A 24,680-nucleotide genomic window follows, 5' to 3' on the forward strand; every position below is an offset into this window, starting at 1 on the left:
AGAGTAAAATGAAAAGACAACTTAAATTGGTTGAAAAAACAAAGCTTTGGTTTATTATCTCCCTGATTATGATCGTTATCAGCCTGGGAGCCTTGGCCATTCGAGGCCTCAACTTCGGGATTGATTTTGTGGGGGGGACCATTGTCACCATTGACCTGCACACCACCTTTAATACGGATGATGCCCGAAAAATCACTGATCAGTATGATAAAAATGCAGATATCACTTATTCGGGAGATGCCCAGGAGCAAATTGTTATCAGCACCAAGGAAAGTCTGACTACCGAGCAGCGAACCGATCTCTTTAATGCCTTTAAAACGGAGTATAAGCTGACCGATGCAGATTTAGTATCCGTGGATACCATTACCCCGTCCGTGGGGACAGAAACCGCCCGTAATGCAGTTTTGGCTTCGGTGGTGGCCATAGCATTGATGCTGGTGTACATCACCTTCCGCTTTGAGTTTTACTTTGGCCTGGCGGCGGTCCTCGCCCTGGTTCATGATATTATTGTGGTCATTGGGGTCTATGCCCTTTTCCAGATCCAGGTGAATGCCCCCTTTATCGCGGCGGTGTTGACCATTTTGGGGTATTCCATCAATGATACGATTGTGGTCTTCGACCGTATCCGTGAAAATGAAAATGTGATGGGGATGCAGAATCTGACGACTCTAGTGGATGTCAGTGTGAACCAGACCCTGAAGCGAAGTATTAATACTGTGGCAACCACCTTGATCGCGATTCTGGCCTTGTATATCTTCGGTGTGGCGGCCATTAAGGATTTCGCGCTGCCCCTCATCGTCGGGATTGCCTGCGGCTGTTACTCCTCGATTTTCGTGGCCAGTCCCCTGTGGGTGGTATTCCAGAAGAAGTTTAAGAATACCCGTTACAATACGAAAAACCAGAAGAAAAATAATCGTAAACGTCGGGATAAACGGCAGGAAAAAGCACCCCAGGTGTAAGATTAGAAGCACAATGAGCCGGACAGCCTAGGCTGTCCGGCTTTTCGACTTTGGAGGAAAAATGGAAACCATTTGGAAAGCGCGTGATTTAGGCGGGGAAAATGGGGAAACCCTTGTTGAGGAAATCGTGATGGACTGCGGTGTTTCACCACTGACGGCATCGATACTGATCAAACGTGGCTGTGGCTCCGCCGAGGAGGCCATGGCTTTTTTAGAACCAGATTGGGAGGATCTGCAGGATCCCTTTCTATTGCCGGATATGTCAACTGCGGTAGAACGGATTCTGACTGCCCGGGAAAATGGGGAAATCGTTTGTGTTTACGGAGATTATGATGCCGACGGCACCACGGCCGTATCCATCCTCCTGGGGTATTTTAAAGAAATTGGAATCCATGCCTTCTACCGGATTCCCAATCGTTTAGAGGAAGGTTATGGGATGAATACGACGGCCCTGGCCGAGGTAAAAGCCGCAGGGGCCAGCCTGATTATTACGGTGGATAATGGGATTTCAGCAGTGGAAGAGGTAGCCTTTTGTAATGCCCAGGGAATGGATGTCATTGTGACGGATCACCATGAGTGCCAGGCGGCTCTTCCCGAGGCCTTGGCCATCATTGATGCCAAGCGCCCGGATTCCCAGTATCCTTTCTCGGAGCTGTGCGGGGCCGGCATTGCCTTTAAGCTGGTTCAAGCGCTGGACCGGGCACAGGGGGGAGATGGGGATCTCATGGGATATCTGGAATGCGCTGCCCTGGCCACGGTGGCGGATATTGTGCCCTTGAAGGATGAAAACCGGGTGATGGTCAGCCTGGGGATCCGGGCCATGAATGAAGGTCCCCTGACACCGGGGATTGCTGCCCTTATAGAGGTCAGCGAGATTGAGGTGGTGAATGCTGGAAATATCGGCTTTGTCCTTGCCCCAAAGATCAATGCTGCCGGACGTCTGGGAGAAGCGGGCCGGGTAGTGGATCTTTATCTGGCAGAGACCATTTCTGAGGCCATGCCCATCGCCTGCTTTTTAAGGGATGAAAACAAGAAACGCCAGGATATTGAACAGGAAATCCAAATCGCTGCGGAGAAAAAGGTGGCGGCGGAAGGTCTTTACAATCATCTGTTTATGGTGGTGGCTGGTGAGGGATGGCACTCTGGGGTCATTGGCATTGTGGCCAGTAAGATTCAGGAAAAATGGTATCATCCGGTGATCGTCATGGGTATCGGAGAGGATGGTGTTGCCAAGGGGAGCTGCCGCAGTGTGCCTGGGATTGATATCTTCGCGGCCCTATCCAGCTGTGCGTCCCTCTTTGCGTCCTTCGGTGGTCATGAGCAGGCGGCGGGGTTTTCCCTGGCGGCTGAGCGTATTCCAGAGCTTGTAAAGGGCCTGGAGGACTGGGGAAAGTCTACCGGTGCCAGGAAACATTTGAAAAAGACCATCTATTATGATGGGGAGATTACGGCGGATGCTGTGGATGAAGGGCTGATGGAGGAGCTTGCCCTCTGTGAGCCCTACGGTATTGGAAACCCTGGCCCGGTCTTTAAGATGGGGGAGGTCCACGCCACAGATGTAAGGCGAATGGGGAAAAACCAGGATCATTTATCTTTTACGGTGGATGGCCTGCGGTGTGTGGGTTTTGGCTTGGGTGAGTGCGATACCCAGGTACGGAGCGGAGCGGTGTCCCTGCTTTGCAAACTAAAAATGAATGCCTTTAATGGAAATGAAACCATCCAGCCCATGGTGGTGGATTTAAAGGGAGATCCCCTTATGGATCATCAGCAGGCCTGGGAGTGGGTGTCTGCCCTAAAAAAGGAAGAGGGGGAGAATCTTCTGGCATTGCCAATCTGGCACTATCCCTGTAATAGATTGCTACCTGAACGCAACGCATTGATTGCTGTTTACAAGATGATGGATTTTGAAAAAATACGGGCGCTTCCCTTTGATGATGTCCGGTCTTACTGTCCTGGAATGAATAGTTTTCAATTGTTGGTGGGTTTAAATGCCCTGAATGAGGTGGGACTCATTGAATTTAAATTAAAACGGGGGGTTATTTATGGGAAGAAATGTAAAACCAATGAAAAAAAAGATATCCAAAAGGCCCCATTAGTGCTAAAATTAAAGAAATATCTTGGAGGCGCTGATTGATCGAATCAGTACTTTCTTAAAGAATCAGAGGAGAGGTTTTAAGATGGATTTTAAGAGCAAAATTTCAGTGTACGAAGGATTCCCCAAGGAAGGTATCAGTTTTAAGGATATTAACAGCCTGATTAAGGATCCGGATGCTTTTAGAGCGGTGATTGATGATTTGTATAAAATTGCCAAGGCTTTGGATGTCAATATTGTGGTCATTCCTGAAGCCAGAGGCTATATTTTTGGCTCTGCCTTGGCCTATCGCTTAGGTGCAGGGTTGGTGCCGGTTCGTAAGCCTGGAAAACTGCCTGGAAAGGTTGTTTCCCAAAAATATTCTCTGGAATATGGCAGCAATACCATTGAAATTCAGCACAATGCCATCAAGCCTGGGGATCGGGTACTCATCATCGATGACCTGCTGGCCACCGGTGGGACCATGAAGGCCGCCATCGATTTGGTGGAAAACCTTGGTGGTGAGGTGTGTGGGGCCCTTTTTGTCATTGAATTGACAGAATTGGGTGGACGGGATCTGCTGAAGGATTATTTTGTATCCAGCATCGTCTCTTATCCCTATTAAGGGATGGCTTTGACATGGCAAATAAGAAAGGAGGCATCGCATGGCGAACCAAGCAGTAAGTAACAAAATCGACAGCGTCATCAAGCTGGTTAAGCAGTACGATCCATCAGCGGATACGACGATGATCCTGCGTGCCTTCGATCTGGCGGATAAGGCCCACTCGGGACAGAAGCGAAAATCCGGAGAAGATTATATTATCCATCCTGTGGCAGTGGCATATATTTTAGCGGAATACCACATGGATGTGGAAACCATTGTGGCGGCCCTGCTCCACGATGTCATTGAGGACACCATCTATACCCACGATTTTATTGCTGAGGAGTTCAGTGAGACAGTGGCAGAGCTGGTGGAAGGGGTTACGAAGATTGGGAAGATTGAATTCCAGTCCAAGGAAGAAAATCAGGCGGAGAATCTTAGGAAGATGGTTATGGCCATGTCCAAGGATATCCGGGTAATCCTGATTAAGCTGGTGGACCGCCTTCACAATATGCGGACCCTGGAATACATGACCCCTGGGAAGCAGCAGGAAAAATCCCGGGAGACTATGGATATTTATGCCCCCATTGCCAATCGTCTGGGGATCCAGGCCATTAAGGCAGAGTTAGAGGATCTGGCACTGAAATATTTGGATCCCGAGGCTTACTACCATCTGGTCAAACAGGTAAAGATGCGAAAGCAGGTCCGGGAGGAATACATTGGCAAGGTCATCGATGTCCTCAAGGTTAAAATTGGGGATGTGGGGATTCAGGCTAAAATTTATGGCCGGGCTAAGCATTTTTATTCCATTTATCGTAAGATGAAGGCTCAGCACCGGCAATTCGATGAAATCTACGATATAGTGGCGGTTCGGGTGATTGTGGAAAGTGTGAAGGACTGCTACGGGGTTTTGGGCATCGTCCACACCCAGTGGAAGCCCATACCTGGCCGGTTTAAAGACTATATCGCCATGCCAAAGCCCAATATGTACCAGTCCATCCACACCACGGTCATCGGACCCAATGGTGAGCCCTTTGAAATCCAGATCCGAACCAAGGAAATGCATGAAACTGCGGAATATGGGATTGCAGCCCATTGGAAATATAAAGAGGGCATGGGTGAAAGCAAGGGTAAGGAGCTCCGCTACGAGAATAAGATGTCCTGGCTCCGCCAGATTATGGAATGGCAAAGCGAGCTGGATAATGCTGGGGATTTACTGGAAACCATTAAGGTGGATCTTCTCAACGAAGAGGTGTATGTCTTTTCTCCCAAGGGAAAGGTCATTGAGTTGCCCATGGGCTCCTGTCCCTTGGACTTTGCCTATCGGATTCACAGCGATATCGGAAACAGCTGTGTAGGTGCGAAGGTTAACAATAAAATTGTGCCTCTGAATTATACCCTGAACAATGGAGATATTGTGGAGGTCATGACCTCTAAGAATTCCAATGGACCCAGTCGGGATTGGCTGAATTTTGTGAAGAGTGCCCATGCCCGGAATAAAATTCGGCAGTATTTTAAGCGGGAAGAAAAGGAAGAAAATGTCTCCAAGGGCAAGTTGATGTTGGAGGCAGAGCTTAAGCGACAAGGGCTGACCGATACCAAGTTGGCCAGTGCTGCCGAGCTGGAAATTCTCAGCGATAAACTGGGTTACAAGACCATTAATGATTTCTACGCTGCCCTGGGGTATAATGGGGTGAAGATGGGAACGGTTTTCCAGAAGATGCGCCTTCTTTTCCCTGGAGAGTTTCCGGAAGAGGTGGAAGAGGTTGTCATTAAAAAACCGACCACCAAGCGAAAAACCACCAGCAATGTGGTGGTAGCTGGACAGAGCGATATCGATGTCCATTACTCCAAATGCTGTAACCCCGTGCCTGGGGATAAAATTATCGGTTACATCACCCAGACCAACGGGATTTCGGTCCATCGGACGGATTGTCCCAATGTACTGAATATTACGGATCCGTCCCGGATTGTTACGGTGGAGTGGAATAAATTTGGGGTGGATGGCAGCTTTAATGCGGAAATTCACATTAAAGCGCATGAGAAGCGAGAGCTGCTCATTGAACTGTCCAAGCTTTTTATTGAGATGAATATTCCTTTAAATGCCCTGACCGCCCGAAATGAACGTGGGGAGTATGATTTTTTTGAAGCCAGCTTTGAAGTGAAGTCCAGGAGAGAGCTGAATCTCCTCATTAAAAATATTAATAAAATTCCTGAGATCATTACGGTTAAGCGGGTATAGGAGGAGCGATGCGAGCAGTGATACAACGAGTAAAGGCCTCATCGGTGACGGTGGATGGTGAGGTGGTTGGTGAAATTGGGAAGGGATTTAACCTGCTTCTGGGAATCAAGGAAAATGATACGGAGGCAGATATGGATTATATCATCAATAAGGTGGTGGGTCTTCGAGTCTTTGAGGACGCAGATGATAAAATGAACCTTTCCCTGGGTGATGTGGATGGGGAATTGCTAGTCGTGTCCCAATTTACCCTTTACGGCGACTGCCGGAAGGGCCGTCGCCCCAGTTTTATACGAAGCGGTCCGGTGGCACTGGCTGAGGAGAAATACAAACGTTTTGTAGAGAAAATCAGTGCCCAGCCCATTAAAAGGGTGGCCTTTGGCGCGTTTCAGGCGGACATGGAAGTGACCATCCTTGGCGATGGCCCAGTAACGATCCTCCTGGACAGTGAGAAGAATTTTTAGAGGTAAGTGATGGAAGTTAAAAAATTCATGGTTGGCCCCATGGGTGCCAATTGTTATATTCTGTGGGATAAGGCCACGAAGGATGCTGCCGTGGTGGATCCCGGCTATCCCGATGATCGGGTGGTGGATTTCATCCAAAGGGAAGGGCTGAAGGTTTCGAAGATTCTTTTGACCCACGGCCATTTCGATCATATCGGTGGGCTTCAGGAAATCCGGGATTTGACTGGAGCACCGGTGTATATCCACAGAGATGATGCCGGCTGTCTGACTTCTGCCGGGGAAAACATTTCCACTATGGTGGGAAATCCCATGACCTTCGAGGCAGCGGACGTGCTGATGCAGCACGGAGATCAGATCAAAATCGGACCAAGGGAGGCGCTGAAGGTGGTGCACACCCCAGGACATACCCCAGGAGGGGTATCCTTCATCGATGAGACCTTTATGATTACTGGGGACACCCTATTCCAGGGCTCCATCGGACGGACGGATTTTCCCGGTGGGGATTATGATCAAATCATCGATTCCCTGGGCACCCTGCTCCAATACGACGAGGATATGAAGGTCTTGCCGGGACACGGGGAAGATTCCGTAATCGGCTATGAAAAGCGGGCGAACCCCTTCGTTCGGAGGGGATAATGATTAACCGGTTCAACTTTGGGCTTCAGCCGGGGCTGTGGGAGCAGCCCTGTCTGGAGCTCATTCAGCAATTCGACCCAGCTGCTGAGCTCGTCTTTAATGGTGAGGGCCCCCGGAATATTAACATTACCTACGCCGGAGATATTCTGACCTTTGAGGGATGGGATAAGGCGGGAAGGAAGTATCAAAAAGAATATAATCTTTCCGGGAAACCCCTTGAAAAAGATACTTTCAAAGGGTTTCTTTATCTGTTTTTAGTCACATTCTTTGGGCACCCCATGGCCTGGGGATCCTTATCCGGGGTGAAGCCCGTTAAAATTGCCCATCAGCTCATCGTGAAGGAGGGGCAGGATACCCAGGGGGCGGCGAAGCAGATGGTGAAGCGTTACAATGTTTCTCCGGAAAAGGCCATGCTGGCGGCTACCCTGGCCCAGGGGGAGATGCCCATTGTCTATCCCCTGGACCCAAAGCGGGTGAGTGTCTATCTTGGCGTTCCTTTGTGCCCGGCAAAATGCAGCTACTGCTCCTTTGTCTCCACGGTGGCCGACAAAAAAGGTCAATTGGCCGAGACCTATCTGACCAGCCTGCTCTTGGAAATAAAGGCCATGGCACAGATGGTGCGGGAAAAGGAACTCACCATCGACACTCTGTACATTGGCGGGGGCACCCCCTCCATCCTTTCAGCGGCCCAGCTGGAAATCCTGCTAAATGCCCTGGAAGGGGACTTCATCCACCGGGATCTCCGGGAATTTACCTTTGAAGCCGGGCGGCCAGAGACGACGAGTCGGGAGAAGCTCGTGCTCTTAAAGGGCCACGGTGTGGATCGGGTTTGTCTCAATCCCCAAAGCATGAATGCCGAAACCCTAAGGGCCATCAACCGAAACCACAGCCCTGAGGATATCCGAAGAACTCTGGAAATCATCCGGGAGGTGGGATTTAAAAGCGTGAATATGGACCTCATTGTCGGATTGGCTGAGGAGGCTCCCCAGCGGGTGTTGGATTCCTTAGACGCGGTCATCGCCATGGCACCGGAAAACCTGACGGTCCATAGCTTGGCCATTAAAAAGGGATCAGCCATCAAGGAGGCCCAGGGCCATCAGGTGACCCAGCTTTACGATGAGGACTTTTATGAGGAAATCACCCGGCGAACGTTAGCCGGAGGATATCACCCCTACTACCTTTACCGCCAGAAGTACACCCAGGGGAATGGGGAAAACATTGGTTATGCCCGGACAGGTTGTGACGGCATCTATAATATCCTGATGATGGCAGAACGTCAAACCATCATCGGCATTGGAGCTGGCTCCTCCGGCAAAGTATACCACGCGGATACCGATCGTTTCGGCAAGATATTCACGGTTAAAGATATCCGAACCTATAATGAACGGATCACATCCATTATCGAACGGAAGATTGCGGCTTACAGCGAGAATCTTCCTTGACAGGATACGGGTCTATTGAATATAATTAGGGGATATGAAACGTGAATTTTTCAGGAGGCATAATGAAAACACATTTTAGAAGCGCCCTTTGCGGCGAGATGAATAAAACATATGATGGACAAACCGTCAAGCTATCGGGCTGGACCGATAGCCGAAGGGATTTGGGCGGGGTTATTTTTGTGGATCTCCGGGATCGTTCCGGGATTGTGCAATTAGTGATTAATGAAGAAGTGGCACCTGCTGTTTTTGCTGAGGCCGAAACCGTTCGCAGCGAATATGTGTTGTGCATTGAAGGGACCGTCCGGATGCGGGAAGCCGCCAATGTCAATCCCAAGATGCCCACTGGTGAGGTTGAGGTTATGGTAACGGATCTAACCATTTTGGATACTTCAGCCACTCCTCCCATTTATGTGGAGGATGATGATAAATCCAACGAAGCCGTTCGCCTGAAATACCGCTATCTGGACCTGCGTAAACCCAAGAACCAGAAAACCCTGATGACCCGGGCAAAGGTCATGTCCATCGCCCGGAATTATCTAAACGATGAAGGTTTCTGCGAAATCGAAACCCCCATTTTAGGGAAACCAACCCCAGAAGGGGCCCGGGACTTCCTGGTGCCCTCCCGGGTTCAAAATGGCAAGTTCTTTGGCCTGCCCCAAAGCCCTCAGCTCTTTAAACAAATTCTGATGATTTCCGGCATGGACCGCTATTATCAGATTGCTAAGTGTTTCCGGGATGAGGATCTTCGTCAGGACCGTCAGCCAGAATTTACTCAGATTGATATGGAAATGTCCTTTGTGACTAAGGATGATATTCTGCCCATTATGGAGGGAATGATTTCCAAAATTTTCAGGGAAATCCGAGGGATTGAGCTTCAAACCCCTTTTATGCGCATGACCTATGCTGAAGCGATGGATCGCTATGGCTCCGATAAGCCAGACACCCGCTTCGGGATGGAACTTACGAATTTGTCGGACATCCTGGCGGAAAGTGAGTTCAAAGTTTTCTCTGGGGCCATTAAAAAAGGCGGCTCTGTCCGGGCCATCATCGCCAAGGATGCCCAGGGCAAGCTGTCGAAAAAGACCATCAAGAATTTGGAAAAATTTGCCCAGGTTTACAAGGCCAAGGGACTGGCCTGGATTGATGTTAAAGAAGAGGATATGAAATCCCCCATCTTAAAGTTTATCTCCGAAGAAGAAAAGAACGCCATCTTCGCCCGGATGGGTGCAGAACCTGGAGATATGATCTTCATGGTGGCCGATACCGACGAAATCGTCTGTACCTCTTTAGGCCAGTTGCGTTTGGAACTGGCTCGGAAGCTGGAATTCGACCTCTCAGGTAAGTTCAATTTTCTCTGGGTCATTGACTTCCCACTCCTGGAGTACGATGCAGAAGCCGGCCGTTATACTGCCAAACATCACCCCTTTACGGCACCGCTGACCGAGGATATTCCGATGCTGGAAACCGATCCGGCCAAGGTGCGCTCCGATGCCTACGATATGGTCGTCAACGGAGTTGAACTGGGTGGGGGCTCCATCCGGATCCATAACCAGGACATCCAGGAAAAAATGTTTGCGGCCCTGGGCATGAGCATGGAATCCGCCTGGCGTCAGTTCGGCTTCCTCTTAGAAGCCCTGAAATATGGCACACCGCCCCACGGTGGATTGGCCTTTGGTTTGGATCGCCTTGTCATGATGCTTCTGGATATTGATAATATCCGGGATGTCATCGCCTTCCCCAAGACCCAGAATCATAGCTGTCTGATGAGTGATGCGCCGGCACCGGCAGAGCTGGACCAGCTCATTGATCTGGGCATCAGCATTGATGACCCATTAATTTAATGGAAGACGCTCCCATTACGGGGGCGTTTTTTTTCAAAGGAGGGTAAACCCATGAAAGAAATTGGAATCGTTAAAAAGCGAAATGGAAATAAAGCGAAGGTCATCATTAAGCGCCATGCGGCTTGTGGTGATTGTGGGGCCTGCCAGGTGGGTAAGGATAAGATGACCATGACCACCCTGGCCCAGAATCCCTTGGGTGCAGTGGTGGGAGATACCGTGGCTGTGGAAATGGAATTTGGCAATGTGATGAAGGCTACGAGTATTGCCTATGGTATCCCCTTGGTTGCCTTTATTTTAGGCTGTGTGGCAGGTTTCTTTGCGGCGCCTGCCCTGGGCTGGGATCAAGCCATCACCGCATTTTTCACGGGGATTCTACTCACTGCGGCGGCCTTTGGTCTGATCATGGTCCTTGATCGCCGGGGAACCTTTGGAAAGGCTTATGAACCCCGGATTACCGAGATTCTGGATGCTTCAGAGCTGGAACTAAACCCTCGGTAAGGGCTGTACCTCTTTGTACACAGTCTATAATGCCCCCTGGATAAGGGGGCGTTCAGTGTGTCGACAAACCCAGGTCAGGGTGATGATAAAAATACGAGAACCCCGGTTGCCCCTGCGGGCTGGCGTTTTGGTTGCCATCAAATTAAGAAAGTAAACCCGCCTTAAACCTGATCAAAACCGAAGGTTTTGCGCACTGACGACTGAGGGTTTTCCCTTTGTTCGTCAGCGCCTGGGGTCCGGGGTGAATCTTTTTTATCCTCTCTCTGACCGTGCTACACCACTTTGTCTTCACTTTGAATGCCCCCTGGATAAGGGGGCGTTTTTTATAATAGTGGTGCAAATAATCGGGAGATGGATTCCTTGATTTTAATCCGTCGGGGACGGCTGCGGTAGGTCTCCAGATCATAGCGCTGAGATTTTTCAATATCCCTATGAAAAATATGACGCAGTGCGGTGGCGGTGCCTTGATCGTAAACAAAGGCGTTGGATTCGAAGTTCAGGCTGAAGCTTCGGATATCGAAATTACAGGAGCCCACGGCGCAGATTTCATCATCCACGGTGATGGTTTTGGCATGAAGAAAGCCATTTTCATAAATATAAATTTTGGCACCGTACTCCACCAGTTCACCTACGTAGGCCAGGGTTGCCCAATAAATAAAGATGTGGTCGGGCTTATCCGGAATCATAATCCGGACATCGACCCCGGATAAAATGGCGATTTTTAAGGATTCCAGGACACTTTCGTCAGGGACGAAGTAGGGACTTTGGATGTAGATATGTTCCTTGGCATTGGTAATCATCCTCAGGAAATCCTGTTTGATCACCTGGTTGGGATCATCTGGGCCACTGGATACGATTTGAATACCGGCACCACAGATTTTTGGCATATCGGGATAATAACGGCCAATGCAACCAGGGTCTAAATCGATGGGATCAATGTTATCACTGGTGCGCCAGTCTAAAAAGAATCGTCTCTGGAGTTCGTATACGGCATAGCCGGAAATCCGAAGATGGGTATCCCGCCAGTAGCCCATTTTAGGGTTTTTCCCCAGGTATTCATCGCCAATATTATATCCCCCGATAAAAGCGGTTTGTCCATCGATGACGGCAATTTTTCGGTGATCCCGGTAGTTAACCCTCAAATTGACCACCCGGAGCTTAGTGGGGAAAAAGGCCCCATATTCTCCACCAGCCCGGGCAAATTCCTTTAGCTTTCGTCGGGGGATATACCGTCCTCCCATTTCATCGTAAAGGAGTCGGACTTCCACCCCTTCGGAAGCCTTACGCGTAAGGAGTGTCAGAAGTCGTCGCCCCAGATCATCGTATTTGATGATGTAGTATTCCAGGTGGATACTGGATTTTGCTTCCTCAATGGCCTTAAAGAGGGCTTCAAATTTGGCATGGCCATCCGTATAGATGTCAATGCAATTATTATTGGTGAAAAAGGCTTCACAGGTGTTAATGTTGTAATCAATGTTGTTATGGTATTGGTGAAAAAGCTGTTTTTGGGTGTCGTCATCAGAGCCGAAATGGATAAGGCTCTTTCCAAGCATCATTTTTTGGTACTCCTCTTCCTCTGGGGTATCATAGCGATAAATTTTACGCCGGGTCAGGTTTTGGGAGAGGAAGAGATAGAATACAAAGCCCAGGATGGGAATAATCCAAAGAAAAAGAAGCCAGGCGTAGGTGCTTTTAGGCGTTTTACGTTCCAAAAAAATGATGACAAAGGTCATAATGATATTTAAGATAAAGACAAAAATTTCAAGTTTGGAGTTGAGGGGAAATAAAAGCATGGCAGGTCAGTCCTTTCAATGGCTAGTCGGCATCCTTGGGAAAAAACAATTGGGGCTGGGCTCGCCTTTGGTACATCTCCTCAAGTTCGCGTTGATGGTATAAATACCCGGGATCATCATAGTACTTGGCAGCCTGGGGACAGGCTTTTACACAAGCACAGCATTTAATACAGATACCGGTAATTTGGGTATAATCCCCTGGGTTGATGGAGCCCATGGGGCAGCGGTGGGCACAAAGGCCACAGCCATTACAAGCATCACTGGTCTTTGGTTTCACCTTAAGGATATTAATGGGGTTGCCCAGGTGGTCCTGGGGCTTGTAATACCCACGGTAGGGCTTGGGTGTTCCATCCACGGCAACAGGGGTGGCGGCCTCCAGATATGCGGCGGCCTGGTGGGCAAAGGAAACAGCAGTGGCGAGATCTTCGTCATCCGGGCGGCCGGCACCCAGAATACGGGAAAAGGAGTGCTCACCGATAAAAGCACCAGCGGCGATGGGGTGGGTGTGGGCATCTAAGAGAATATCCCGGAGCTCTACAAGGGCATCATCGTAGTGGCGGTTACCGAAAACCACCACAGGGATGGATAAAGCGCCGCCCCCTTCCATAGTGGACAGATAGGGCAGCAGCACGTTGGGGACACGCCCGGCGATGACTGGTGTCCCCAGGATGACAAGGTCCTCTTTGGTAAAGGATAGGGGTGTTTGTCTGTTTTGGGGAAGGGTGAAATCCAGGATTTCCATGGGCAGCTTGAGGTGCCCGGCCAGGGCTTCGGCGATGGTGGTGACGATGGATTTGGTGGTGCCAGTAGCACTGAAATAAACGGCTAAAATCCTTTGAATGGCCATAACAAACCTCCTGTAAAATATTATTCTTATTGTAGCATAGAATGGGGAAAAAGGATTGTGATATAATAAGAGAAAGCGTAAAAAACGGAGGAAATTGAGTGAATTTTATTTTTGATATCGACGATACCTTATACGATCAAAAGGATATTTTTGAAGGGGCTTATCGGGAAATTTTTGGGGATGGGGATGAGCTTCCTATCGAGACGCTTTTCGTACGCAGCCGGGTACGCAGTGATGAGGTGTTTGGCATGGTGGAGGCTGGGGAGCTGCCACCGGAGAAAATGTACGCTTATCGGGTGTGTAAGGCCTTCGAGGATTGCGGGGCAATCCTATCTGAAGACAGGGCCATGGCGTTCCAGGAGGCTTATGCCAAGAATCAGGCAAATATGCAGCTGCTGCCGGGAATCATCCGGATTTTGGATTGGCTAAAGGAACGGGGGGTGGTGATGGGGATTATCACCAATGGTCCGGGACCCCATCAGCGCCGGAAAATTGAAGCGTTGGGGTTAAAGCATTGGTTCCCTGAGAAATCCTTCTTTATTTCGGGGGAGATGGGAGTGGCTAAGCCGGATATCCGAGCCTTTCGGATGGTGGAAGAGCGGCTGGGCATTGATGGGGGTCAAAGTGTGTTTATTGGGGATGCCTTCCACAACGATGTCCTGGGAGCCAAGAATGCGGGCTGGCAGAGTATCTGGGTCAATCGGCGAAGGAATCCCTTGCCGGAGGATGCGGTCGCCCCACCGGATTTTATCATTCAGGATGAGGATGAGCTGATGGCGGTAGTTGCCCATCTTATCCATGAATCAGATTCCTGATCAACCATTGGGCGGACTGTACAAGGATCCCCCTCTGGGTGTCTTTAGGAATTAGATAGATTATCTATGGTTTGAAAGACTGCAAAGCCGATATAATAGGTAAAAAGGGGGTAATGAATATGTCGATGGATTTAACTTATTGGAAGGACCAGGCCCGTGGGGCTGGCTTTTCTGAGGTGGCCGCGCTGAAGATGGAAACCCTGGTGGTCAACCCGGAGGTGCGAAAAATGTGCGCGGCCAATGCCTGTGGGCAGTATGGCAAAAATTGGGCCTGTCCTCCGGGCTGCGGGGATTTAGAGGAATGCGCCAGTGCCCTTTTGGCCTGTGACTGTGGCCTCATTGTCCAAACCGTGGCACAGCTGGAGGATTCCTTTGACTTTGAGGGAATGGCGGCAGCGGGAAGTACCCACTGGGAGAATTTTTCCCGGCTGCGCAGCCAGATCCAGGAGAACACGGAAAAAGCCGGTGATGTGCTGGCCCTTGCGGCGGGAAGCTGTACCCACTGTAAAACCTGCGCCTACCCCGATGCACCCTGCCGTTTCCCCGAGGCGGCGGCATCCTCTGTGGAGGCCTATGGCCTGCTGGTGAATCAGCTGTGTGTGGATAATGGGCTTGCCTACAATTATGGGGAGCATACCATTGCCTATACGGCGTTGTTTTTGTTTAAGGGATAGAGAAAAAAGGAAGGGTTCATTTTGGGGCTTCACTCGCCTTCGGGCGAGTTTTTTGATTGAGCAGCAAAAAAGACAGCTTTAGATACGTTCGATTCCTCGGAGAGTCCAGATCCAGGGGGATGATTTCTTTAATCCGGGATAGGCGATAGATGAGGGTGCTGCGGTGAATACCCAGGCACTCAGAGGTCTTTACCAGGTTGCGTTCGCAGTCCAGATACACCTGGAGGGTGGTGTACAAATGGGACGGATGGGCGGCATCGTGACGGCGGAGGGCAATAATCCCAGGGTCAGCGAGATAATCAGCGGCCAGGGCCTCTTCGCCACAAGCCAGCATATAGGAGAGGGCGTAGTCTTTAAACTGATGACGCCAGATGGTGCCATCGGCCTTTTGTCCCGCCTCCAGGGCGATGGCGGCCTGGAGGAACCCGCTACCCAGACAGTGGATGCCAGGGAGAACGTTGCTCATTCCCATTTTGAGGAGGTACTCCCGAAGGACCACGGCGATATTCATCATGACCTGGTCCGGCTGGCACCCGCTGTGGGTCAGGTTAACCACCACGGCAATGCTATCCTCATAAAAAAAAGCATAGCTGGAAGTGACATGGCTTTCAATGAGGGCCGCGGTGCTGGAGGAGGAGAGATCGGTAAATCGCATCTGATCGTTATAAAGCTTCAGACATAGGTAGGTATCTTCTGCTTCCCAGGATAAATAATGGAGGAGATCCGAAAGGGCTCCGGGATCTGGCGCTTCTCCCCTCAAAAGCTCTGTAAAGAGCTGCTCCCCGGAGTGGTCCGAGCCCACCCAGAAACGATTGTGTCGATCCACCACCTGGAGTACATAATAGGCCAGGTGGTCTAAAAGCTGGGCATCCCCGGTCTTGATTTCCGAGGACAGCTCATCCACACAGATCCGGCCCAGATAGTGGTTATTTTGCCAGAGGTTGATATAAAGGATGCGAAACCCCCGATGGTCGGCGGAGTACATGTCCGGGCCATGGGTGGTCAGGGTGTGCTGGTACTCCTTACTTAATTTAAACTCGTTAATGACACTCGGTGGGATAATCAACTTTCTACTTTTCATATCCTGCTGGAAGACCAGCATCCCTGGAACGTGCCAGGGACAGGATAAAATAAAGAAATTCCGATCGTGGACGAAGATCGGATTATCGAAGAGGGTGTTTGAGGCCTCGATGAGATCATCCAGGGGCGTTTGGCTGTCCATAGCCTTGATCAGGGCCCGATCCCAAGCGAAAATACGCTCAAAGACGGCGTGGCAATAGTCGCTCATCCCTTCCAGGCTTTGGGTGCCTTGAACGTGAAGAAGGGTGCCTTTGGCATTCGAAAATGAAAACCCCTGGAAAGCTTCTCCGACGATGATACAGTCGACGCCGGGATACTGCTTAAGGAGGGCAGCCCCATGGCTCTCTGCCAGATAGAGATAATGAGGGGAGGGCGTATCCTGGGACACCAGAAAACGGACCCCTAAATAATGTTTTGTGAAATCCGGATGGTAGACCTCAAGGGCGCCATACTGGCTTTCCAGGGCATCGATAATAATCTGGATACCGGGATAAAAGCCATCGAGCAATGGATATGGGGCAGCATAGTCTTTCGTGGGAAGCATGGGGAAACCTCAGCTTTGCAGTGGATGCCCTTTGTGGGCGATGCGTTCCTCCAGCTGGACACGGACTGTCTTCATTCGGTGCTCGTACACCAGGATAGAGGCGAGGATCAAAAGTGCGGTAATGGGGAGGATGGGGCCGGTGGGAAGGCCAAAGGCGGAACAGAGGATGACCACGTCCAGGAGAATGGCGATGGCACCATCGACACAGGTGACCAGTCCGATGATGATCTCTCGGCCCCGGGCAATATCGTCGGTTTTGGCCGAGGCGGATAGACGATAACCAAAGAAGTGTTGAGGCCCCGCTTTTTTCGGGACGGTATTAATGAGGATGAGATGCATGACATAGAGGGCAATGCCAATACCACACAGCAAAATCAAGGTGGTTTTGCTGCCGTAGCCCGTGACGGCACCGTTTAAGGCAAATTGGGTGGGGATGGATTCTGGGATAGTGGGCCACATGATGGCGATGATGATGACCGCCTGCCAAACCAAAATAGTGAGGAGTGTATAGGATATCCGTAATTGGCGGCCGAAGTGGATGCCTTGTTCTTGGGATGTTGACATGGTATTTCTCCTTTAATCAGTACTGCTTAGCATAAGATATGAAAGCTCAAGATGCAGCCGAAGCTGGGGATCCTCAAGATCCAGGTGGGTGAGGGCCTCAATTCGGGACAGCCGATACAGCAGGGTGCTCCGGTGGAGGAACAGAGCCCGGGCGGTTCGGGTGACATTGCGCTCATTTTCCAGATAACAGCCCAGGGTGTCGTAAAGGCTGGCATGGTGCTGGGCATCGTAGGCCTTCAAGGTCAACAGAGCCTGGGGGCAAAGGCGCTCTGGAGGCAGCTTTTGACTGGCTGTTTCCAGAAAAAAATCCAGGGCATATTCCCTGAAGCCATGGCTCCAGATCATACTGTTTGATTTAATACTGAAGCCCAGGGCAATATTCGCTTGCTGGTAGGCCTTGGGAAGGTGGGAAAAGCCAGTCACTGGATTGGATAGGCCAATGCGATAGAGCCCCTCCCGCATCACGGTGGCCAATTTGGATGAAATGGCAGAGGTGCTGGACTGAATCAGGGTAAGATTGACAATGACGGTGATGCCTTCCGCGTAGGGGAAAGCGTGGCAGTGGCGGATCTGGGCCTCGATATAGCTGATGACTCCAATGGGGGAGAGCTCCCCCTCGGCGTACTCCAGAGCCTGGAGACGGATACACAGATAGTCATCATCGGGATGCCAATGGAGGTAGCCTAGCTTCAGACGCATCTCATGGTCCTTAAGGACTTCACCGGAAAGGACCCTGGAAATGAAGGGGTCAATTTCGTTGACAAAGCTGCTCCAAATCACGTTGTACCGGGCGATATGCTGGCAGACCATCTGCCCCAGGTAATCCAGGCATAAATAGTCGCCGTCGGCAATGGAGCGCCGAAGCTCGTTAACGCAGATTCGTCCCTCGTAGCGGCCTTCATACCAAAGGTTTAAGTAGAGGATACGATAGCCATTGGGGCTGTTGTAGAACATGGTGGGGCCATGGGTACCCAGGGAGTGAGTGTACTCCGCATCAAATTTGAAGGTATTCAGGGTGTCGAAGAGCACCATCCGGCGGCCGGTCCGTTCATCCCGGTCAAAGCCAGCCATGCCTTCGGGGCTCCAGGGGCAGGCCAGGATATAGAAATCGCTGTCGTGGATAAAAATCGGATTTTTAAGGATGGGGAGACTGACCTTAGCCATCTCCTCAAAGGGCGCATCGCTGGATAGAGCACGTTGGAGGGCCATATCCCAGTCAGCATAACGATCAAAAATGTCCTGAACCAAGGAAAAGAGAACGGCGCCATCGGCAGTGGATGAAAATTGCACCCATGAAAAAGCTCCGGGAATCTGGCTGTCATCACAATCCCCCAGGATGATGAGGTTCAGATAGGGGGCTGGCCACTTAGCCGGGAGATCATCCCCCCGGAGAAAGTAGACGACGGAAGAATCAAGGATGGGGGTCGTCCGGTAATGGCGAACCCCCGTTAGGCAGGGCTTGTTCAGGCCGAGATGAATCTCACTGGGAAAGAGATGCTCCTCCAGGGCATCGGAAAGCACCTGGATATTCAGTTGAAAACCCTGGGAAGCATCCCCTTGTACCATCTGCCCTTACCTCCATCGATTCGTGTTAAGGTATTCTATCACGCTCAACCCTTAAGGTCCAGATATTTCTGGCGGCTGTAGCGGTAGAGTTCTTCGGCCAGGTTGACCTTCCGATCTGCCTTTTCATCCCGGAGGCGACAGGCAAAGCGACCGGTTGTCGCCAGCTCGTCCACCCGTTTATGGATATCCGCCACGGCGTCCTCATCCGATAAATCTGCAGGGACGATGTATAGGGTACACTGGGCCAGGTCCGCACCGTATTTTGCCATGATGTCAGCCTTATCGTTGGCGGAGTCCTGTCCCTCCCAGGCATCAAAGCCCGCTTCAATAAAGAGGGGCATCAGCGTGCCCACGTTGCCGCAGGAATGGAGGCAGACGAACATCCCTAAATCATGGGCGGCCTTGGTGATCTTCTGGTACTGGGGCAGGAAAAGCTCCCGGTAGGTATTGGGTGAGAAAAAGGTGCTGATCTGGGTGCCCATATCGTCGTGGAATAGAATCATATCCGCATGGTAGACCTCCCTGGCGATGTGAATGAGCTGAATATGCCAGTCCACCAGCTTGTCAAAAAAGGCGGTGAGGGCCTCGGGTTCCTCCAGAAGGTAGCAGAAGGTATCCTCAAAGCTGGTGAGGTCAGCCGTGCGTTCAAAGAGCCCGTTGACGATAACAAAATATGAAAAGCGGTCCTCTGCAAGGCGGTCCTTGTAGTGCTCCTCGTAATCCTTTTGCCAGTCAATGGCGTTAAGGTCGGGCCAAATAATCTCCGATTCCCACTGGGTAATGTCAGAGAGGCGTCGGGTTCCGGGTTTAACCATGGCCGCCTTGGTCAGGGGTTCGTACTCCCATTCAATACCAAACCAGTCGGTACCCCCAAAGGCACGGGCTGTGGCATCGGGCATGACCATGGGCTGGATGGCATTGTTATCCGTGGTTTGGTTAGGGACCCAAAGGGGCATTTCGCCACGGAGCATCCGCAGCATATTTTCCTTGGGAGTAATGGGGTAATTGCGTTTGGGTTCCACGGAATCTGGCGCACCGTAGATCCCCGGCATGCTATATTCGCCGATAATATCGAGTTCAGAAGGGTTGAAGGTTGTCATTTTATTCTCCTTTAGATGTTTTTTTTGAGGCTATCCAGCCAGACCGAGGATACCAAGGGCGACGGGCACCCACAGGGCAATACAAACCGCAATACTAAGTTGGATGGGAAGGGATGCCCGGGGCATCTCCTGCATTTTATAATAGCCCTTAACATAGGTTAAAAGCGGGACGGTGTCCAGGGGCAGAATAAAGCAGCAGGACGCACATATGGCCAGGGCCAGGATGAGCAGTGCCGGGGAAATTCCCCAGCTGATGGCCAGAGCAGTCAGGGGTCCGCCCAGCATGGAGATGAGCACCGGGCCCAAGGGAATGGGCAGGAGCAGGGCAAAGAAGATCAGGCTGAACACCAGAAGGATGATGGGGATGGGCATGGCCATTGAGGAAGGAAACACCGTCCCTACTAACCAATCGCTGACCCCGCTTTGGGTCAGGGCATTGCCCATGGACATCATGGTTCCAATGAGGAAGAAAGCCGCCCAGCTGACTTCGCCGCAGAATTCCCCCCAGGTCAAAATGGAAAAGCCTGGCAAAAAGAGCAGGGTAAATCCCAGGATGCCCACAATGGTAATATTTAAGACAGGAATCCAGGACGACAATACCCACAGGATGAAGATGCCGGAAATCAGGATGAATACATAGCGTTCCTGGGCATCAAAGTGTTTTGGGATATCCAGAGACTCCAAATAGGCCGCCATTCGTCCGGCGCCCAGGAGAGCCGGACAGAAAACCCGGCTGATGATAAACCAGGAAAGCAGAAGGCCGATGATGCCAATGGGAATTCCGATGACCATCCACTGGACAAAGGTAATCTGGATACCGGCCTGGGTCAGATAATCCAGGGCCAATAGATTAATGGGACTGCCGGCTGGGGTCATGATACCCCCTACCATGCTGGCAATGGGCAGGCCAATCATAAAGGCCTTGCCGCTTTTTTTCCGATCCACGCCATGATCGTAAGCCCCCAGGATTCCCTCGACGATGGTAATGAAGACCGCCGTGGTGGCCACGTTGGACATAATCGAGGAGACCAACCCGGCACAGAGCATGATTGCCAGGAGAATGCGCTTGCTCTCATAGCCAAAAAGGTGGATAAGAAAACGCAGCAGACGCCGGGAAAGGGGAACCTTGACAATGGCCTGGGAGATGCCAAAGCTGACCAACACAAAGAAAAGAACGTGGGAGGTATACCCCGAAAGGGCCGAAGCAACCGTGGGGCTGACCCCAAAGATAACCAGCAGGGCGATGCCTAAAATACAGCTCACCCCAATGGGAAAGGTTTCGGTTACCAGCAGGACGATGAGGGCAATCATAATGCCCAGGGCACGGATACCGGTACCGGTCAATCCGGCGGCTTCAGGGACGAAAAACATCCCGATGAGGATGGCTGCAGCCAGGAAACCGCCGATAAGTGGTGTCTTTTTCATTGTCAGTTTTGACGGGCAGAGATTTCCAGCTGATACTGTTCCACCTTATCCCGGGTAATCTTAAAGCCAAAGAACAGGAGAACGGCAGCAACGAGAAGCTCGATGGCCGGAATGGTCATGAAGCCCATACACACCGATTTTTGCAGGGCGATGGAGGCACTGGCGGGGTCGATTTCGCTGCTGAAGCCACCAGCAGCCAGACATCCGGAAATAATGATCCCCCGGGTCATGATGGCTACCTTCAGGGGCACATTCTGGAGACCGCTGATCCAGCCGGTGGCATTTTTACCCGTTTTCCATTCGGAGTACACAATGGTATCAGCATAGAGGGCCGGGGTCAGGGCATAGGCTACGCCATAGCCAAACTGGGCCACGGACATCAGGATAATGACCGCCCACATATTCTGGAACATAAAGTAAGCCAGGAACATAAAGATCGCCATGATGACAAAAGTACTGATGGTCGTCATCCGGGAGGAGAATTTAGCTGCCAGATTTTTAGCCAGGTAGGACCCAACGACACAAAGGATATTGGAAATCAGAATATACATGGCCAGCATGCCTTTATCGTGGGCAACATAGGTAAAGTAATAGACCGCCACCCCGGAGCAGACAAAGTTAAAGGACCATTTGGCCAGATCTGCCAATAACAGAATGATAAGGGGTGGATTCTGACCCAGGGCCCGGACCAGGTCCATGCCGCTGGTCTTATCCTTATCCTGGGCGGCCTTGGCACTTGCCAGATCTTCATCTGAGGTGTTTTCCACTTCTTCATAGCCGTCGAACATTTTGAAATGGGCAAAATACAGAACGGCCATCACGATACCGAGGACAAAGGCCGTGGCGGCGTATTGGCTGGTCTCTCCGATGATACCGGCGAAAAAGGCGGCCAGGGGAGCCCCCACGTAGGAGAAGATGACCTTCGACAGATTGGCCCAGGCCGCACGGGTAGAGGCCAGCTGAGCCCGGTCTTCCGGGGTCTTCCCGGCAACTGCGATCATGGAGACATTGGCCACATAGGGGAAATTCCAAACCACATGGGAAAGGATGGCGGCAACGATGATGATGATGGCGGAAACAGGGCCATCTCCAATCTTCATAAATTGGAAGGCGAAGAGGAAGGGGACCATCCAGGGCAGAAGGATAAGCCAGGAGCGATACCGTCCCCATTTTTTCGGCTTAATGCTGTTGAGCACCGCCCCGTAGATCCAGGACAGGCAGGCGTCTACCGTACTGGCTACCGTGGTAATCATGGTGACGGTGGCCAGGCTGAATTGGGCCAGGTTGGTCAGAAAGAAATTAAAGAAATAAGATTCAACATTGGTCATCAAGGAAAAACCGCAGTCCCCGACACCGTAGAAATAACGTAGAGCCTTGCTTAAAGGCTTATTTTCAGGGGTGTTTGTCCCCACTTTGTTTTCAGTATTGTCACTCATAATATCCCTCTCGTAGAATAAATGATAAAGAAACAGTTTAGTTCAATGGATCGATTTCATGGTTGTAAGCGTTAATTTCATCCCGAATGATATCGTCCACTTCCGGAAAGATGGTTCCGGTGAGGCCGTAGGTCATACAGGGGATGAAGTGACCGCCGGGACCGTAAGTTTCGCACACCTGGCGGACATTTTGGCGGATGGTGGCTTCATTGTAATCCGCCACATCAAAATCTGATCGTAAGCCGCCCATAAGGGTGATCTTCCCCTGGGTTTCTGCCTGAATTTTTAAAATATCGTTCTCCGGCAGCACACCCTGCCAGATATCGATTCCCATGTCTATCATATCCTGGATGATGGGTTCGCAGAAGGAATCAGCATGGTGCATGACGATGACACCGTGGTCCTTCATGTAGCCGTAGATGCGGATATAGGCATCTTTAAAAAATTCCCGCCAGGTATCCGGCTGCATGAATAAGGAGAGCTTGCTGCCCCAATCGTCATGGGAGAGGATGACATCCGGGTGGAGATTATCTACCAGAAGCTTGGCGTATTGGAAGCGGTATTCCGCCACGTAATCCACCAGCTCGTGCATGGCCTCAGGCTCCTCCAATAGATTGACCAGGGTATCCTCAAAGCCCATGAGAAAATGGGATTGCTCAAAGACCCCGGTGCCCATAAAGCCCATGGTGAGGTACTGATCGTGATCTACAGCGGCGGCGGCCTCCAGAGCCGGTTCCCACCCCTGGGAGCAATGGGCCACTAAATCCGGAGCGACAACGTACTCCCGCCATTTGGTAATATCCGGGCAAACCTTATTGGCCTCGGTTACATGGGGCATGGGGCCTGGGGCGTCCTCCGGGAAAAGGATTTCTGTTCCCCAGCGGTCATTGGTGGTTTTCCCCCGGACCCGATTGCCCCGGGTATAAACCTGGATAGGATCATTCATAATGGGGATACAGGCCTCGTACTGATTGACCAGCCGATCCGGCTTACCATCAATTTTGATGGTTTCCAAAAAATTCTGTTTTGGTGTTAACATGTAGATACTCCCTCCAAAAAAGATTGAACGATAAAACGGTACCATTTTGCGCTAAATTCATTATATAAGCTTCCCAGAGGGGATTCAATCCGACGAACACGAGAAGAATTCGTGGGAAAAACTGTACGCATTGTAGGAAAGAAGCTGAAGACATCCATCAGGGCTTTACATGGGGTTAGAGGCTGAGTATAATGTTTGAATTAATGATTGTAGAGGAGGAATCACAGAAATGTATCAGGCATTATATGAGCCTATTCCAGATATAGATGGGTATTTTGAAAGGTTGGGCATTTCCGGACCCATCCACCGGGATACCCCCTGGCTGGACGCACTGATCCTTGCCCATCAGATGAGCATCCCCTTTGAAAATCTCGATGTCTTCGAGGGGCTTGCCCCCATCAATCTGAGGATTGGGGCGCTCTATCAAAAAATTATCACCGGCAGGCGGGGCGGCTATTGCTTTGAACTTAACGCCTTATTTCACGCCCTGCTTCGGGACTGTGGCTTTAGAGCATGGCCTTGTATCTGTCGGATTGTACGGGGGAAGGATTTTACCCCTCCAGTCCTTCACCGGGGCACCATCATTGAAATGGATGGTCGGCTTTTCTTTGGGGATGTGGGCTACGGCGGCCCCATGCCCCCTGGGGTCCTTCCCGTTGAGGATGGGTCCCGGCGCTATCTGGTGGATACGGCTTTCCGCCTCAACTTTAAGGGAGGCAGTTGGTGGGCCCTGATCCGGGAAACCGCCGAGGGCCCGGAGCCAATTTTGGAGTTTAGTACGAACCCTGTTGACCCTGTGGATTTTATCGCCCTTAATTATTATTGTGAGAACCACCCCCAGTCTATTTTCCGACAGCTGCGCATGGTCAATCGCCGGACGCCAGGGGGAAGCTGCGCCATTACCGGGGATATTTTTACCCAATGGACCCCAGAAGGAAAGGAGACTTACTCGGTGGCATCCCCGGCCGTGCGCTTCGATACCCTGGAGCAAGCCTTTGGCATTCCCCGGGCATCCCTCAATCGATCTTAATTCCAGGTACAAAGGA

The 24,680-nt window shown here is 51.0% G+C and carries 21 protein-coding genes; 12 read left to right on the plus strand and 9 right to left on the minus strand.

Annotation, left to right across the window (positions count from 1 at the left end; translation table 11 throughout):
- The first annotated feature begins 8 nt into the window (after positions 1-8).
- The 9 genes from secF to BLU30_RS04120 all read left to right on the plus strand — a co-directional run bounded on the left by secF (position 9) and on the right by BLU30_RS04120 (position 10,751).
- Positions 9-959 carry a protein translocase subunit SecF gene (secF, locus tag BLU30_RS04080; RefSeq protein ID WP_090243736.1) on the plus strand — a complete coding sequence of 317 codons (951 nt, stop codon included), beginning with the start codon at positions 9-11 and terminating at the stop codon, positions 957-959.
- Positions 960-1,020: 61 nt separating this feature from the next.
- Entirely contained in the window at positions 1,021-3,093 is a 2,073-nt protein-coding gene (gene recJ / locus BLU30_RS04085) for a single-stranded-DNA-specific exonuclease RecJ (RefSeq protein WP_090243738.1), read from the plus strand.
- A 43-nt stretch (positions 3,094-3,136) separates the two neighbouring features.
- Complete coding sequence (locus tag BLU30_RS04090) at positions 3,137-3,655, plus strand: adenine phosphoribosyltransferase (RefSeq protein ID WP_090243740.1); 519 nt, start codon at positions 3,137-3,139, stop codon at positions 3,653-3,655.
- Between the two features lie 40 nt (positions 3,656-3,695).
- On the plus strand, positions 3,696-5,873 hold the full coding sequence (locus tag BLU30_RS04095; protein ID WP_090243741.1) for a RelA/SpoT family protein: 2,178 nt from the start codon (positions 3,696-3,698) through the stop codon (positions 5,871-5,873).
- Between the two features lie 8 nt (positions 5,874-5,881).
- Positions 5,882-6,334, plus strand: coding sequence for a D-aminoacyl-tRNA deacylase (gene dtd, locus BLU30_RS04100; protein WP_090243743.1), 453 nt, complete (start codon positions 5,882-5,884; stop codon positions 6,332-6,334).
- 9 nt (positions 6,335-6,343) lie between these two features.
- A complete protein-coding gene (locus tag BLU30_RS04105) occupies positions 6,344-6,970 on the plus strand; it encodes an MBL fold metallo-hydrolase (RefSeq protein ID WP_090243745.1) in 627 nt (208 codons plus the stop codon).
- A complete protein-coding gene (gene hemZ, locus BLU30_RS04110; protein ID WP_090243748.1) occupies positions 6,970-8,412 on the plus strand; it encodes a coproporphyrinogen dehydrogenase HemZ in 1,443 nt (480 codons plus the stop codon). Before BLU30_RS04105 ends, hemZ begins: the two co-directional genes overlap by 1 nt.
- Before the next feature lie 62 nt (positions 8,413-8,474).
- Positions 8,475-10,253: an aspartate--tRNA ligase gene (gene aspS, locus BLU30_RS04115; RefSeq protein ID WP_090243750.1), complete on the plus strand. Its 1,779-nt coding sequence runs from the start codon at positions 8,475-8,477 to the stop codon at positions 10,251-10,253.
- Between the two features lie 51 nt (positions 10,254-10,304).
- Positions 10,305-10,751 (plus strand): SoxR reducing system RseC family protein, encoded by a 447-nt coding sequence (locus tag BLU30_RS04120; RefSeq protein WP_090243752.1) that lies wholly within the window; start codon positions 10,305-10,307, stop codon positions 10,749-10,751.
- A gap of 323 nt (positions 10,752-11,074) precedes the next feature.
- On the opposite strand, the gene cls is transcribed toward BLU30_RS04120, so the two are convergent.
- Positions 11,075-12,544: a cardiolipin synthase gene (cls, locus tag BLU30_RS04125; protein WP_090243754.1), complete on the minus strand. Its 1,470-nt coding sequence runs from the start codon at positions 12,542-12,544 to the stop codon at positions 11,075-11,077.
- 22 nt (positions 12,545-12,566) lie between these two features.
- On the minus strand, positions 12,567-13,391 hold the full coding sequence (locus BLU30_RS04130) for a ferredoxin (RefSeq protein WP_090243756.1): 825 nt from the start codon (positions 13,389-13,391) through the stop codon (positions 12,567-12,569).
- A 98-nt stretch (positions 13,392-13,489) separates the two neighbouring features.
- Here BLU30_RS04130 and BLU30_RS04135 point away from each other — a divergent pair, with 98 nt between their 5' ends.
- Entirely contained in the window at positions 13,490-14,206 is a 717-nt protein-coding gene (locus tag BLU30_RS04135; protein ID WP_090243758.1) for an HAD family hydrolase, read from the plus strand.
- A gap of 119 nt (positions 14,207-14,325) precedes the next feature.
- Entirely contained in the window at positions 14,326-14,880 is a 555-nt protein-coding gene (locus BLU30_RS04140; protein WP_242873502.1) for a DUF2284 domain-containing protein, read from the plus strand.
- A 16-nt stretch (positions 14,881-14,896) separates the two neighbouring features.
- Here the strand turns inward: BLU30_RS04140 and BLU30_RS04145 are convergent, their stop codons facing one another.
- From BLU30_RS04145 to BLU30_RS04175, 7 genes are read right to left on the minus strand one after another with little or no spacing between them, the layout of a single operon-like run.
- On the minus strand, positions 14,897-16,504 hold the full coding sequence (locus BLU30_RS04145; protein ID WP_090243762.1) for a PucR family transcriptional regulator: 1,608 nt from the start codon (positions 16,502-16,504) through the stop codon (positions 14,897-14,899).
- 9 nt (positions 16,505-16,513) lie between these two features.
- Positions 16,514-17,068, minus strand: coding sequence for a DUF1648 domain-containing protein (locus BLU30_RS04150; protein ID WP_090243764.1), 555 nt, complete (start codon positions 17,066-17,068; stop codon positions 16,514-16,516).
- 12 nt (positions 17,069-17,080) lie between these two features.
- A complete protein-coding gene (locus BLU30_RS04155; RefSeq protein WP_090243766.1) occupies positions 17,081-18,634 on the minus strand; it encodes a PucR family transcriptional regulator in 1,554 nt (517 codons plus the stop codon).
- A gap of 44 nt (positions 18,635-18,678) precedes the next feature.
- On the minus strand, positions 18,679-19,734 hold the full coding sequence (locus BLU30_RS04160) for a uroporphyrinogen decarboxylase family protein (protein ID WP_090243768.1): 1,056 nt from the start codon (positions 19,732-19,734) through the stop codon (positions 18,679-18,681).
- Positions 19,735-19,764: 30 nt separating this feature from the next.
- Positions 19,765-21,159 (minus strand): SLC13 family permease, encoded by a 1,395-nt coding sequence (locus tag BLU30_RS04165; RefSeq protein ID WP_090243770.1) that lies wholly within the window; start codon positions 21,157-21,159, stop codon positions 19,765-19,767.
- A 2-nt stretch (positions 21,160-21,161) separates the two neighbouring features.
- Positions 21,162-22,595, minus strand: coding sequence for an MFS transporter (locus BLU30_RS04170; protein WP_090243772.1), 1,434 nt, complete (start codon positions 22,593-22,595; stop codon positions 21,162-21,164).
- Between the two features lie 37 nt (positions 22,596-22,632).
- A complete protein-coding gene (locus tag BLU30_RS04175) occupies positions 22,633-23,634 on the minus strand; it encodes a uroporphyrinogen decarboxylase family protein (RefSeq protein ID WP_090243774.1) in 1,002 nt (333 codons plus the stop codon).
- Positions 23,635-23,863: 229 nt separating this feature from the next.
- Between BLU30_RS04175 and BLU30_RS04180 the strand changes: the two genes are divergently transcribed.
- Positions 23,864-24,664: an arylamine N-acetyltransferase family protein gene (locus BLU30_RS04180; protein WP_090243776.1), complete on the plus strand. Its 801-nt coding sequence runs from the start codon at positions 23,864-23,866 to the stop codon at positions 24,662-24,664.
- Positions 24,665-24,680: the final 16 nt, after the last annotated feature.

The sequence above is a fragment of the Eubacterium barkeri genome (assembly GCF_900107125.1).
GTDB classification, from domain to species: Bacteria; Bacillota; Clostridia; order Eubacteriales; family Eubacteriaceae; genus Eubacterium_O; species Eubacterium_O barkeri.